The following is a 13,164-nucleotide window of genomic DNA, read 5'->3' as shown; positions in this document are numbered from 1 at the left end:
CTCCACGCCCTATGCTAGTAATGTTGAACGATCGTTGCTTTTATAGCAATATATCCATGCAAGGCCTGAGTAAATACGATAAATTCATCATGACTTGGTTTGATCTTATACTTCTTCACCAGATTTTCGGCCCTTTCTGGAAAGTTTCGCACAATAACATTACCGATTAGGTTCTTTTCCTTTTTAAGTTCATTTAAATTAAGTACAGCGTTGATCTTAAATATGCGCCCTAAAAATGTGGAATCAATTGTACCACTCACATATAGTTGACTTTGTTGATGCAATTTCTCTAAACCGAATTTTTCTCCAATCCAATTAAAAGCTCCACTTTTTAGCAGCGCTACATCGGGTTCGTACAAATATCCGGTCGGAATTTCTTTGGCGAATGTGGGTTTTGTTAAGGTTTGATCGAATGGGATATTTAGTGATTTTAAATCATCATTTAAGGTTGCGCAAATAAGTTGGGGTAGATTAGTATAATCTTTGTCGATAATCCATAGCAATTCTTTGCATTCGTTCTTAACGCTCACAATGTGGATCTCACTCACATTTTTAAGTTCGCTTAAACCTGCAGCGATATCCAATAATGGGGCCGTTTTAATGATAATGCGACTGGCTTTTGACAGCAGTAGGTTTAGGTGCAGGGTAACATCCGGGCTGCAATCCTTAAGTTTAAAAACCTTCTGATTCTCATTTCTCCTGGCGGGATCGATATAGATTGTACCAAAAGTTAAATTGGTATGTTTTAAAAATTCTACGCCATCAGTAGCTTCGCATTGAATGTTAATTGCACCTAAAAGCTTACCATTATGTTCAGAGATTACTGATAGATCGGGATTGATCTCACAGCTAATCACGGTTTTTATTTTTTTAGAAAAGAAGTAGCTATCAACACCGAAGCCAGCAGTAAGGTCGAGCAGGGCTTCGCCAATAGCCAAATCAGCTTTATAGGCTGCAGTAGGTTCTGAAGAGCATTGCTCTATGGATAATAATGCAGGATAATAGATAAAGGGATGTTTAAACCATGTAGGAAGTTTGTTTATAGATTTCTTCTTGGCTGCAATCTGACCTGCTAATTCTGCCGAACTGATCGTTTCGCTGATGGGTTTACTTAACGCAATCTTGTTTACATCGGCATTTATATGCTCGTTAATGTAAGCCTGGACTTGAGGGGTTAAGATTTCTTTATTCATATTGTAATTAGCTAATTTATAAATTTGCTAATTAGCTAATCTGTTTATCTTTCATCACAATCTGACAGGTATGTCTACTTTTCACTTCTAATAATACGTCTTTATTTACAATCACACGATCTATTGTTTGTTGATTGTAGTATCTAATGGTTACCAGTTCTAAATCAGTATTGTATTTAACCTTAAAGGTTTGGCCTAGATCTGTAATCAACTGTTCAATTTTTTCTTTATCATAATCTACACTCACAGAAAAGCTGATGGCAGAATTTAGCATCGTATTAACCTTAACTTTATTTTTATGTAGGATATTGAAAATGTGGCTTAGGTTTTCTTCAATGATAAAAGAAAAGTCCTTTGGGAAAATAGAGATTAAGGCTTGGTTAACCTTAAAGATAAAAGAGGGCACTGGCAAAGGTGTTTCAATATTTGTTATTGCGGTTCCTTCTTGCTCAGGTTGCAAAAAAGAACGTACATACAATGGTATTCCCTTATTTTGGATTGGTTTTATCGTTTTTGGATGGATTACTGTCGCCCCATAATAAGTGAGTTCGATCGCATCGTGATAGGAGAGCTGTGGGATTTTTTCGGTTTGATCAAACCACTTCGGATCGGCGTTTAATACACCAGGAACGTCTTTCCAGATCGTCATTGATTGTGCATTTAAGCAAGCACAAAAGATAGCTGCCGAATAATCAGAGCCTTCTCTACCTAAAGTACTGGTAAAATTCTCGCTTGTACCGCCGATAAACCCTTGAGTTACTACTATGCCCTTATCCAGATAGGAAGGAAGATGTTTTTGTATTTCGAGTTCGGTCTTATCCCAGATTACATTCGCTTCGCGATAATTATTATCGGTTTTAATGTAACTTCTGGCATCGGCCCAAATGGTAAAACATCCCGCTAGGTTCAAATAAGCAGCAACAATTTTAGTTGACACCAGTTCTCCAATAGATACGATCTGATCATATAAATAATCGGGACTATCACTGGCTTCTTCTTCCAAGAGCCATTCTATCTCAACAAACGTGTTGGCCACATCATCATATATCGGATTTTGGGGATCTTCGAACAATGAATGGATAATTTCGAAATGAAAAGCCTTAATTTCCTCAAATAAACTATATGCGCTATCCTCGCCCTTAATATATGCCCAAGTCAATTCTTCTAACCTATTGGTCATTTTCCCCATTGCAGAAATAACAATAAGGATCCCTTTGGCAGGATAATTTTGAACAATTTTAGTTAGATTTTTAACTCCTGCAGCGTCTTTTACAGAGGCACCCCCAAACTTGAATACTTGCATTAATTATGAGTTAAAAGAGTTTTGGTTTTATCTTTCGAGAAAGATGCATTAAGCCAGCCACTTTCTATATCTGCGGCATACTTGCTATAAAAATTGAGTGCAGGTTCATTCCAGTCCAATACTTGCCAAACCATGCCGTTATAATTATTGTCTCTTGCTTCTTCAATTACTTTATCGAATAATAATTTTCCTAGCCCTTTGCCACGAGCAGCTTCGGTAACGATAAAATCTTCGAGGTATAAGCGCCTTCCTTTCCAAGTAGAATACCGGGTGTAAAATATAGCAAAGCCTAAAATAAACCCATTCTCTTCAGCCACAAAAGCTTTCCATACCGGTGAGGCGCCAAAACCCGCATCAATAAATTCGGCTAGAGTTACGGTAACTTCTTCGGGAGCTTTTTCGTAAATGGCTAACTCGTTAACCAATTCTAGTAAACGTGGGCAATCTGCTTCAATAGCTAATCGTATAGTTGTGTTCATAATCTTTAGTTTTAGCATGGAGCGTGGGGCATGGAGCAGGGGGCTTCATAACTCATGACTTCTTTGCTAGTCTCTAGTTTAATGTTATTTTAGCATGGGGCGTGGTGCATGGGGTGTGAGCAACCTTATGCGCTATGCCCCGTGCTCTATGCTTTGTAATGTTTAATGACTCTTTTTCCAAATATATTACTGCCAATCCTTACCATAGTACTACCTTGTTCTATGGCCAATTTATAATCGGCAGACATACCCATCGAAATTACATTGAAGCTCTCCTCTTTTCTAAAAAAACTCAGTTTAATGCCGTCAAAAAGCACTTTTAATTCTTGGAATTCTGCTCTGGTCTGCCCTTCTAAGGCTGTATTTGTTGCGATACCCATTAAGCCTACAATCCTAATATTTTTTAACGATGCAAATTCTTCATCGCGCAACAGCTCGATAGCCTCGTCAAAACCCAATCCGTATTTGGTATCCTCATCTGCAATATAAATCTGAAGTAAACAATCAATCACCCTATTGTTTTTTAATGCCTGTTTATTGATTTCCTTCAACAACTTTAAACTGTCTACCGATTCGATCAATTTCACAAAAGGAGCAATGTATTTTACTTTGTTGGTTTGTAGATGACCAATTAAATGCCATTCGATGTCATTGGGCAATTGCGTCTGTTTCTCCACCATTTCCTGGACTAGATTCTCCCCAAAAACCCGCTGACCTGCGGCATACGCTTCAAGAACAGCACCCGCTGGATTGTTTTTTGAGACAGCAACTAATTTAACGCCCTGAGCCTCCAATTCATTTTTATATTTTAATAAGTTATCTGCAATGCTCATTTATCAGTATTTTTGGTAAAATTAACAACCTTAGTTTAAATTGACTAAGAATAAGAAAGGTTTTATTAATAATGAACAAATTTTTAAGTGTAATCATAGCTTGTGTTCTTTTATTTGCATGCAAACCCGGGATTCCAAAAAATATTATTCAACCAGATCAAATGGAAAAGGTATTATATGATATCCATTTGGTTGATGGATATTCGGTAGGATTGAATTTCCCAAAACCGGATAGTATAAAAATGGTGATATCACCGTATTATCAAGGAGTTTATAAGAAGTTTGGTATCGACTCTGCTTTGTTTAACCAAAGTTTAGACTATTATTATAAAAACCCCAAACTATTGAACGTAATGTATGATCATATTACAGAGAAACTTACCAAAGCGAGAGATAAAGCTAATAAAGCTGCACAGAAAACTGTTGTCCCTGAAGAGGTGCTACAACCCGCTGTTGTAGCTAAACCTATAGAACGTATCTCTAGTATTAAACCAATAGATAGTATTAAGAAAATAGATCGCATTAAACCATTTGATTTTATAAAATCGCAACAACTAATTCTCTATCCTGCTACAGTAAAACGGGATACATTAAAAACATTTACACCAATAAGGGTAAATTAATATGTTATACCCAGAAAACTGTCAGGAAAGGTTAGGCTTTAACGAGATTAGGCAAATGGTGCATCAACATTGTTTAAGTACAATGGGCCAGACATTGGTGGCTAAAATGCAGGTGATGACCAAATTTGACCAGATTAACAAATTCCTCCGTCAAACTAGTGAATTTAAAGCCATTCTCGAAAATCAGGAACCTTTGCAGATCAGTACATTTTTCGATATTAAGGTGTTAGCCGATAAAATTAGGGTCGAAGGTACATACTTAATGGAAGATGAACTCTTTCAGATTTATGCCTCCCTGCAGACCGTATTTTCAGTACTCAGGTTTTTTGACGAAAGAAAAGATATCTATCCCAACCTTGAGGCTTTGTTTGAGCATTTGCCCATCGAAAAAGATATCCTCAAAAAAATAGAAACCGTTTTAGATCCCAAAGGGAAAATGAAACCAAATGCTTCGCCTGCATTACAGGAAATTACTGCCTCAATTGCAAAAGGCGAGCAGGAGGTACGTAAAAGAATGGATTCGATCTATAAAATGGCGGTCGGTAAAAACTGGGTAGCCGATGGAAGTTTAACCATTCGTGATGGAAGAATCTGTATTCCCATTCTGGCCGAAAATAAGCGTAAGCTGAAAGGATTTATTCACGATGAATCAGCGAGCGGACAAACCGTTTACCTTGAGCCCGAAGAGGTTTTTACCCTAAATAATCAGTTGCGCGATCTTGAATTCGACAAAAGGAGGGAAATTATAAAGATTTTGATTGCACTTACAACTGCATTACGACCGTATACCCCTTTGCTTTTATCTTATCATGGCTTTTTAACAAAGTTGGATTTTGTAAGGGCAAAGGCACTCTTCGCGATAGACATTGAAGCACATATGCCGATTTTGTTAAAGGAGCCAAAAACAAAGTTGATTAATGCCAAACACCCTTTGTTGCTATTGTCTTTCGCTTCGGAAAGGAAAATGGTTGTTCCTTTAAATATCCATATCAATGAAAATTTAAGGATTGTTCTAGTTTCGGGCCCAAATGCTGGAGGGAAATCAGTATGCATGAAAACAGTAGGATTATTGCAAATGATGCTCCAAACAGGATTACTCGTTCCGGTGGATGAGCGGAGTGAAATGGGAATCTTTGATCAGATTTTTGCTGATATCGGCGATGACCAGTCGATCGAATCAGATTTGAGTACTTACAGCGCGCACTTAACCAAGATGCGTTATTTTGTAGCCCATGCCTCTGCAAAAACATTGGTTCTGATTGATGAATTTGGTACAGGAACCGATCCACAGTTTGGTGGACCTATGGCCGAAGCTGTCTTAGAAGTGTTAAACAAGAAAAAAGTTCGAGGTGTAATTACCACCCATTATTCTAACTTGAAATTATTTGCTGGCCATACCGAGGGACTTGAAAATGCTTCTATGTTATTTGATAATAGCAAAATGAAGCCTTTATATATTTTGGATCTTGGCAAACCTGGAAGTTCTTATGCCTTTGAAATTGCACAAAACATCGGCCTCCAGCCTGAGGTTTTAGCCCTTGCCAAACAGAAGACCGGAACCAACCAAAATAGCATAGATAGTTTGCTTGTAGATTTAGAAAAAGAAAAAAGGCAAATCCATGAAACTAAGATCTTGCTTGCCAATCAACAGAATAAAGCCAAAAACCTGGTTGCCGAAAATGAAAAGCTGAAAATATTTTTAGAAGAAAATAAAAAAGTACTGATTAAAGAAGCCAAACTTGAAGCCCAAAACATTATTAGGGACGCTAATAAATTAGTTGAAAATACAATTGCTACTATCAAAGAGAAACAGGCTGATAAGTTGGTAACCAAAGAACTGAGAAAGGATTTACAGCAAAGTTTAGCAAAGAACGAAGTAAAGGAAGAACGTAAGCCCCTAGTTAAAATTGATGACTCGGCGATCGAAGTGGGAGATTGGGTGCAGTTGACTAATACCGAAACCAGTGGACAGGTCTTAGAAATCAATCGTGATAATCTAGTATTGGCCTTAGGCGATCTTCGCTCTGTAGTGAAAAGAAATAGGGTGCAGAAAATCAGTAACCGCCAAGCCAAAAAAGTAGTGCAAAGCAATTCCTTTTCCGGACGGATTTCTGAAGCGATCAGCAATTTTAAACCCGAATTAGACCTAAGAGGGATGCGGGGAGAAAATGCACTCCAAGAAGTAGAAAATTATTTGGATAAGGCCATTATGCTCGGTTTTCCATCCATTAAGCTTATTCATGGTAAAGGTGATGGGATTTTAAGAAAGCTCATTAGAGATTACCTAAAAAAATATACCGAAGTTACCAAGGTTGAAGACGAGCACGCAGATAGAGGTGGTGATGGGATTACGTATGTTTATTTGAAGTAATTAGTCATCGGATGAATATAGCCATCATGCATATATTCATCCGATGACTATGGTAGAAAATTGTTATATTGCTAAGCATAATCTCTAAACCGTTTGCTAACAATTCAACAATTTAGCAATTCAACCATTAACCAATTACCAATACATTGCTCTATTGTTATATTGCTTAGATGATTGCTATACCGTTTGTAAAACAATTCAACAATTCAACAATTTAACAATTCAACAATCACCTCATTCATTTGTATTACGCGTAATTCTTCCTAATTTAGTCCCAAACCAAAACATCGTGTATGATTAATAAAGTAGTTGCAGGAGCCGATGAGGCAATAAGTGACATTAAAGACGGACAGACCTTAATGTTGGGCGGATTTGGATTGTGCGGCATTCCCGAAAACTGCATTTCGGCACTTGTGAAAAAGGGGGTAAAGGAACTCACCTGTATCGCTAATAATGCTGGTGTCGATGATTTTGGCATTGGTTTGATGTTGCAGACCCGCCAGGTAAAAAAGATGATTTCGTCTTATGTGGGCGAAAATCAGGAATTTGAACGTCAATTATTAAGTGGCGAACTCGAAGTAGAATTGATTCCACAAGGCACACTAGCAACGCGCTGTTTAGCAGCTGGATACGGGATGCCAGCGATATTTACTCCCGCCGGTGTGGGTACCGAAATAGCCGAAGGAAAAGAAATCAGAAACTTTAATGGAAAGGATTACCTAATGGAATATGCTTTTGAAGCCGATTTTGCATTGGTAAAAGCGTGGAAAGGAGATACTGCGGGGAACTTGATATTTAGATCAACCAGTAGAAACTTTAATCCAGTAATGGCTATGGCCGGAAAAACCACTATCGCTGAAGTAGAAGAATTGGTAGAAGCCGGGGAGCTCGACCCAGATCAGGTTCATACTCCTGGCGTGTATGTTCACCGTATTTTTCAAGGCAAGAATTACGAAAAGCGGATTGAGCAGCGAACTACTCGCGTTAAACCCTAATTAATTAATCCAAATCACACATTCACTTTGTGCCTCCGTGCCTTTGTGGTTAAAAATTCAAAGAGATGCTAAGTAAAGAAGGAATAGCGAGACGAATAGCAAAAGAAATTAAAGACGGATATTATGTAAACCTTGGCATTGGCATTCCCACGCTTGTGGCAAATTATATTCCCCAAGGCATAAACGTAGTTTTACAATCTGAAAATGGGTTGTTAGGCATGGGCCCCTTTCCTTTTGAAGGTGAAGAGGATGCTGATGTAATTAATGCGGGTAAACAAACCATTACCACGCTCCCGGGCTCGTCGATTTTTGATTCAGCGATGAGTTTTGGAATGATCCGGGCGCAAAAAATTGACCTTACTATCCTCGGAGCGATGGAAGTTTCTGAAAATGGCGATATCGCTAATTGGAAGATCCCAGGGAAAATGGTAAAAGGAATGGGCGGGGCTATGGATTTAGTAGCGTCGGCGAAGAATATTATTGTAGCCATGCAGCATGTAAATAAGGCGGGAGAGAGCAAGTTGCTTCCTAACTGTACCTTGCCTTTAACGGGTGTAAGATGCATAAAGAAAATTGTAACCGAATTGGCGGTACTAGATGTGCTGCCAGAAGGCGGATTTAAATTAATCGAGAGAGCGCCAGGAGTAAGCGTAGAATTTATCAGAAACGCCACCTTAGGAAAGCTCTATGCAGATGAAGAAGTGCCAGAGATGAGTGTGGAGTAAGGAGGAGTTTGGAGTCTGAAAGTCCGAGAGTCCGAGATTCCGAGATTCCGAGAAAACTTAAGCCAGTAAAGTTAGTAATACCAATCGGTGTAATCTTAATCCCGATAGCTATCGGGACGGTGTAATCATCCGCGAAGCGAAATAATCAGTGTAATCATTTTCTACAAAATTTCTCTTTTAACTCTAACGATATCTCCTCGGTAATCCTAATGATATCATCTGGAGTATCATTATTGTTGATGATTATTTTGTTGCAGGCTTCGCGATAAGGCAACAAGAACTCTTTATACGCAGGGACAACATGATTATCCCATTTGTAGAGCACGTCTTCTTCTGGGTAACCGCGTTCCATTCCATCCCGTTTGATACGGCGTTGTAAGGCCACAGTTTCATCCGCTTCGATAAAGATCCGAAGATCCAACAAATCTGATATCGCTTTAAAATGTAAGATGAATAACCCTTCAACGATGAGAATCGGAGCAGGGTTGATCTCTAAAATCTTAACTACTGCCAAAGGGTTGTTAAAATTGTATTCTTTTTTGTAAACCACATCGCCTTTAATTAGTTTCTTGATGTCTATCAGAAACTGTTCATCATCTATCGTTGATGGAAGATCGAAATTATAAAGCTTATTTTCTTCTTGCGACATTTCTCCTGCCGGGATGTAGTAATCATCCTGTGAAAGCAAGGTCACCTCATCATTTTTGAAATGATGTAAAAAACTGTTTAGAAAAAAGGTTTTTCCAGATCCACTACCACCTGCAATTCCGATAATTAATGGTTTTTTATTGTTCATTCTCTTGAGCGCCGTAGGTTAAATTACAAAAAAATCTTTTATCTAAAGCGCCAACCGCATCGGCTACCGCTTTTGTCATTACAATAATAACATCTTTTGTGGATTCGTTCTCTGTAAATTTACCAACAACCTTTGCAAATGCCGAACGGTTGCTCATTGGATTGGTAACCTTAATGATGGTTCCAACAGGTGCAGTGCGGTGTAAAACCAACATTTTAGTAGGATCTAAGTCCTGATCAGCAATCCAAACTGCCGTTCCTTTTTCTTCCATTTGGATTAGGCCATAGGAACTTGCAGCATAACGCAAAGACGGATCCTTAATGGTGTTCCCATTTGCCGGCTCTTCATCGCCACTGGCTGCAGCTACAGATCTCGGTCCTTTGATTATTAATTTTTGTCCAACCGTAACCTCATTTTCTGTGATATTGTTAGCTGATTTTAACTGGAAAGTAGTTAGGTTATATTTTTTTGCAATAGAGTAGATCGTCTCTCCTGCCATTACAATATGCTCAAAATTCCCCTCATTGGCAGCTGAAGGGGTTACTTCTTGCTTAACAGGAGCCTTTTGCACCGGTGCCGTAACAATGGGAGCCACAGGAGCTTCTGTTGGATTGTTGTTGCCAGCTCTAACTTTTAATACTTGGCCAATCCTGAGATTATTAGAGGTTAAGCCATTTAGTCTTTTGATTTCTTCTACGGTAGTGCCGTATTTCTCGGCTATGAGATTTAAGTTTTCTTTAGCTTTAATGGTATGTTCTGTTGTAGTCTCATCAACAGCATTGGTTTTTTCTGCTGCAGAACTGTTGGGTATGTTTCGAACAATTTCGGGAGGTGTAAATTTAGTATTTGCCGCGTTTTCGCTCGTCGGAATTTTTAAAACCTGTCCGATTTGGAGATTGATGGATTTTAAACCGTTTAAATTTTTAATCGCATCAACCGTGGTTCCATACCTCTCCGCAAGCAAATTTAGATTGTCTTTGGGCTTAATGGTATATTCGATTACTGCTGCATCAACCGTTTCAGGAGTATTTTCTATAAAAGGCCGTAGCGTAGGAACTTTTATGATTACCCCAACTTGTAAAAACTTATTGTCGTTAAACGTAATTATTTCCTTATAGTTGACATTGTATTTTTTTGCAATTGAATAATAGGTTTCTTTAGCTTCTACACGGTGAACAATTAACTTTTTGCCCTTATTGTTTTCAACACCAATAGAATCAATGGTGTTACTGGCATATGAAACAGTAATGTTTGCAAGAAATGAAGCCAGGATTAGGATATATAGTTTATGCATTAATTTTTCTTCAAATATTTGGAAGGACAATTATACGAATAATATGCTTTACGTTAAATTTAGTGTAAGTAAAACGATTGTATGACAATTGTATTGTTGCATGGAGCTATTTTTGAAAACCATTTTTATTCTTAATTGTTGTAAGAATTGCATTTAAACCCTCAAAAAATATCATGGACGCAAAAGAAATAAGTTTAAACGAGAAGAAAGTTAAGCCTGTAGTTGATCTATTAAATGATTACTTGGCCAACTATCATATCCACTATCAAAAATTAAGAGGCTGTCATTGGAACATCAAAGGGCAGAATTTTTTTACGCTACACATTAAGTTCGAAGAATTATATACAAATGCGCAACTTACCATCGATGAGATTGCCGAACGGGTATTAACTTTAGGAAAAGCTCCCCATAGTAGGTTTGCCGACTATATCAAAGTATCCCAGATCAAAGAGGTAGATACCATCGGAATGAAAGATTCTGCAATGGTTGAAGCTATCTTAGACGACATGTCAAAGCTGATCGAGATAGAGCGCGAAGTAATGGAAGCCGCAGACGACGCCGGAGATGATGGCACCAACGACATGGTAAATAAATTTATGCAGTTTAAGGAAAAAACGACCTGGATGTTAAGGTCTTTTGCCGGAAAGAAATAATAAGCTAATTAGTTAATTTGCGAATTAGCTAATTATCTTTGCATAAATGGGATACAAAAATTTAGCAGAATGCATCGTAGATCTTGAAAAGCATGGGCACCTCATTCGGATTAAAGAAGAAGTAGATCCCTATTTGGAAATGGCTGCCATCCACCTTAGGGTTTACGAAAAACAAGGTCCAGCTTTATTGTTCGAGAAAGTGAAAGGGAGCCAATTTATGGCCGTTTCCAACCTTTTTGGTACTATAGAAAGGGCTAAATTTATGTTTCGCGATAGCTTACCCAATGTAGAGCAACTGGTTGCCTTGCGATCAGATCCCATGAAAGCACTAAAAAATCCCCTAAAAAATGCCGGTGCAGCTTTAACTGCTCTTTCTGCTCTGCCTTTAAAACAGTCGCTTTTTAAGAATACCTTTCAAAAAACGACCATTAGCAGTTTGCCCCAAATTGTAAACTGGCCCATGGATGGCGGTCCTTTTATTACTATGCCGCAGGTTTTTACCGAAGATATCGACAAACCGGGGGTGATGAATGGCAATTTAGGCATGTACAGGATCCAGTTAGCCGGAAATGATTACATTATAGATAAAGAGATAGGCCTACATTATCAAATTCACCGTGGGATTGGGGTGCATCAAACCAAAGCAAATGCAAAGGGACAACCGTTAAAGGTGAGCATTTTTGTTGGCGGACCTCCATCGCACCCTTTAGCGGCAGTGATGCCATTGCCTGAAGGATTATCGGAACTAACTTTCGCGGGAGCCTTAGGTAATAGAAGGTTTCGGTATTTTTATGACGACGAAGGTTTCTGCATTTCGGCTGATGCTGATTTTGTGATTACTGGAACGGTATATCCCCAAGAAAATAAACCCGAAGGCCCATTTGGCGATCACCTTGGTTATTATAGCTTAACACATCCTTTTCCCCTGATGAAGGTGAGCAATGTATACCATAAAAAAGATGCAATTTGGTCGTTTACAGTTGTTGGTAGGCCACCACAAGAGGATACAAGTTTTGGAGCACTCATCCATGAGATCACCGGTACGGCTATTCCACAAGAGATAGCTGGACTAAAAGAAGTGAACGCCGTTGATGCGGCAGGGGTACATCCACTCTTATTTGCTATTGGAAGCGAAAGGTATACCCCGTATTTGAAAGAGCGGAAACCTCAAGAAATTTTAACCATTGCCAACCATATTTTAGGCAAAAATCAGCTAAGCCTAGCTAAATACCTATTTATTGCTGCCAGAGAAGATAATGAGGAGTTAAGCACAACCACTATTGCTGCTTTTTTTACACATATGCTAGAGCGAATTGATCTGCGCACAGATCTACATTTCTATACCAACACCACCATAGATACGCTTGATTATTCTGGAGAAGGATTAAACGCGGGATCTAAAGTTGTTTTTGCTGCAGCAGGTGCCAAAAGAAGAACATTACTTGAGGTGCTACCAACCTCGTTTAGTTTACCTGAAGGATTTGAACAACCTAAAATTGCCATTCCAGGGATATTGGTTATTCAGGGAAAACCTTATCAGCCAAATTTAGTAAAACAAGAACTTGCAGAATTAAAAGCGCATCTTGCAACAACTGATCTTAGTGGTTTTCCCTTGATTGTATATTGCGACGATGCCGAATTCACGGCCGCAACTATTAATAATCTGGTTTGGGTTACTTTTACCAGAAGTAATCCGGCAGTTGATATTGATGGTGTAAACGATTCAATTAGTAACAAACATTGGGGCTGTGCTGGGCCTTTAATTATCGACGCCCGTAAAAAACCGCACCATGCGCCCGAATTGATAAAAGATCCAGCTGTTGAAAAAAGAGTTGATGAACTTGGAAAAGAGGGCAGGAGTTTGTTTGGAGTAATATAAGAGTCGGAAAGTCCGGAAGT

General features: G+C 38.6%; 12 protein-coding genes. 6 read left to right on the top strand and 6 right to left on the bottom strand.

What is annotated here, in order from left to right:
• Positions 1–14: 14 nt before the first annotated feature.
• The 4 genes from AC6H0V_RS08155 to AC6H0V_RS08140 all read right to left on the bottom strand — a co-directional run bounded on the left by AC6H0V_RS08155 (position 15) and on the right by AC6H0V_RS08140 (position 3,808).
• Positions 15–1,193 (bottom strand): THUMP-like domain-containing protein, encoded by a 1,179-nt coding sequence (locus AC6H0V_RS08155; protein ID WP_497563231.1) that lies wholly within the window; start codon positions 1,191–1,193, stop codon positions 15–17.
• Positions 1,194–1,224: 31 nt separating this feature from the next.
• Positions 1,225–2,496, bottom strand: a complete 1,272-nt coding sequence (locus AC6H0V_RS08150) for an aspartate kinase (protein ID WP_497563230.1) — start codon at positions 2,494–2,496, stop codon at positions 1,225–1,227.
• Positions 2,496–2,975, bottom strand: coding sequence for a GNAT family N-acetyltransferase (locus tag AC6H0V_RS08145; protein WP_497563229.1), 480 nt, complete (start codon positions 2,973–2,975; stop codon positions 2,496–2,498). The genes AC6H0V_RS08150 and AC6H0V_RS08145 overlap by 1 nt, the downstream gene beginning before the upstream one ends.
• 146 nt (positions 2,976–3,121) lie before the next feature.
• A complete protein-coding gene (locus AC6H0V_RS08140; protein WP_497563228.1) occupies positions 3,122–3,808 on the bottom strand; it encodes a YggS family pyridoxal phosphate-dependent enzyme in 687 nt (228 codons plus the stop codon).
• Between the two features lie 71 nt (positions 3,809–3,879).
• On the opposite strand from AC6H0V_RS08140, the gene AC6H0V_RS08135 reads away from it, so the two are divergent.
• From AC6H0V_RS08135 to AC6H0V_RS08120, 4 genes are all read left to right on the top strand, one after another.
• The gene (locus AC6H0V_RS08135) at positions 3,880–4,431 is read left to right on the top strand and encodes a DUF4296 domain-containing protein (RefSeq protein ID WP_497563227.1); all 552 of its coding nucleotides are present in this window, start codon (positions 3,880–3,882) and stop codon (positions 4,429–4,431) included.
• Position 4,432: 1 nt separating this feature from the next.
• Complete coding sequence (locus tag AC6H0V_RS08130; protein WP_497563226.1) at positions 4,433–6,802, top strand: endonuclease MutS2; 2,370 nt, start codon at positions 4,433–4,435, stop codon at positions 6,800–6,802.
• Between the two features lie 293 nt (positions 6,803–7,095).
• Entirely contained in the window at positions 7,096–7,797 is a 702-nt protein-coding gene (locus tag AC6H0V_RS08125) for a CoA transferase subunit A (RefSeq protein ID WP_497563225.1), read from the top strand.
• 65 nt (positions 7,798–7,862) lie between these two features.
• Positions 7,863–8,522 (top strand): 3-oxoacid CoA-transferase subunit B, encoded by a 660-nt coding sequence (locus AC6H0V_RS08120; RefSeq protein WP_497563224.1) that lies wholly within the window; start codon positions 7,863–7,865, stop codon positions 8,520–8,522.
• A gap of 154 nt (positions 8,523–8,676) precedes the next feature.
• Here the strand turns inward: AC6H0V_RS08120 and AC6H0V_RS08115 are convergent, their stop codons facing one another.
• A complete protein-coding gene (locus tag AC6H0V_RS08115) occupies positions 8,677–9,318 on the bottom strand; it encodes a uridine kinase family protein (protein WP_497563223.1) in 642 nt (213 codons plus the stop codon).
• Positions 9,308–10,612: a LysM peptidoglycan-binding domain-containing protein gene (locus AC6H0V_RS08110; RefSeq protein WP_497563222.1), complete on the bottom strand. Its 1,305-nt coding sequence runs from the start codon at positions 10,610–10,612 to the stop codon at positions 9,308–9,310. The genes AC6H0V_RS08115 and AC6H0V_RS08110 overlap by 11 nt, the downstream gene beginning before the upstream one ends.
• 173 nt (positions 10,613–10,785) lie before the next feature.
• Between AC6H0V_RS08110 and AC6H0V_RS08105 the strand changes: the two genes are divergently transcribed.
• The gene (locus AC6H0V_RS08105) at positions 10,786–11,265 is read left to right on the top strand and encodes a Dps family protein (RefSeq protein ID WP_497563221.1); all 480 of its coding nucleotides are present in this window, start codon (positions 10,786–10,788) and stop codon (positions 11,263–11,265) included.
• 46 nt (positions 11,266–11,311) lie between these two features.
• Complete coding sequence (locus AC6H0V_RS08100; protein ID WP_497563220.1) at positions 11,312–13,144, top strand: UbiD family decarboxylase; 1,833 nt, start codon at positions 11,312–11,314, stop codon at positions 13,142–13,144.
• The last annotated feature ends 20 nt before the right edge of the window (positions 13,145–13,164 follow it).

Source organism: Pedobacter sp. NO84, from assembly GCF_059703915.1.
The sequence above is the reverse complement of the archived record's forward strand: the minus strand, read 5'-3'. Positions and strand labels throughout refer to the sequence as shown.

Excerpts from the sequence above, each read along its gene's own strand:
- AC6H0V_RS08140 (WP_497563228.1), bottom strand. The coding sequence starts at position 3,808 with ATGAGCATTGCAGATAACTTATTAAAATATAAAAATGAATTGGAGGCT.
- AC6H0V_RS08120 (WP_497563224.1), top strand. The coding sequence starts at position 7,863 with ATGCTAAGTAAAGAAGGAATAGCGAGACGAATAGCAAAAGAAATTAAA.
- AC6H0V_RS08105 (WP_497563221.1), top strand. The coding sequence starts at position 10,786 with ATGGACGCAAAAGAAATAAGTTTAAACGAGAAGAAAGTTAAGCCTGTA.
- AC6H0V_RS08145 (WP_497563229.1), bottom strand. The coding sequence starts at position 2,975 with ATGAACACAACTATACGATTAGCTATTGAAGCAGATTGCCCACGTTTA.
- AC6H0V_RS08135 (WP_497563227.1), top strand. The coding sequence starts at position 3,880 with ATGAACAAATTTTTAAGTGTAATCATAGCTTGTGTTCTTTTATTTGCA.
- AC6H0V_RS08110 (WP_497563222.1), bottom strand. The coding sequence starts at position 10,612 with ATGCATAAACTATATATCCTAATCCTGGCTTCATTTCTTGCAAACATT.
- AC6H0V_RS08100 (WP_497563220.1), top strand. The coding sequence starts at position 11,312 with ATGGGATACAAAAATTTAGCAGAATGCATCGTAGATCTTGAAAAGCAT.
- AC6H0V_RS08130 (WP_497563226.1), top strand. The coding sequence starts at position 4,433 with ATGTTATACCCAGAAAACTGTCAGGAAAGGTTAGGCTTTAACGAGATT.
- AC6H0V_RS08115 (WP_497563223.1), bottom strand. The coding sequence starts at position 9,318 with ATGAACAATAAAAAACCATTAATTATCGGAATTGCAGGTGGTAGTGGA.
- AC6H0V_RS08155 (WP_497563231.1), bottom strand. The coding sequence starts at position 1,193 with ATGAATAAAGAAATCTTAACCCCTCAAGTCCAGGCTTACATTAACGAG.
- AC6H0V_RS08150 (WP_497563230.1), bottom strand. The coding sequence starts at position 2,496 with ATGCAAGTATTCAAGTTTGGGGGTGCCTCTGTAAAAGACGCTGCAGGA.
- AC6H0V_RS08125 (WP_497563225.1), top strand. The coding sequence starts at position 7,096 with ATGATTAATAAAGTAGTTGCAGGAGCCGATGAGGCAATAAGTGACATT.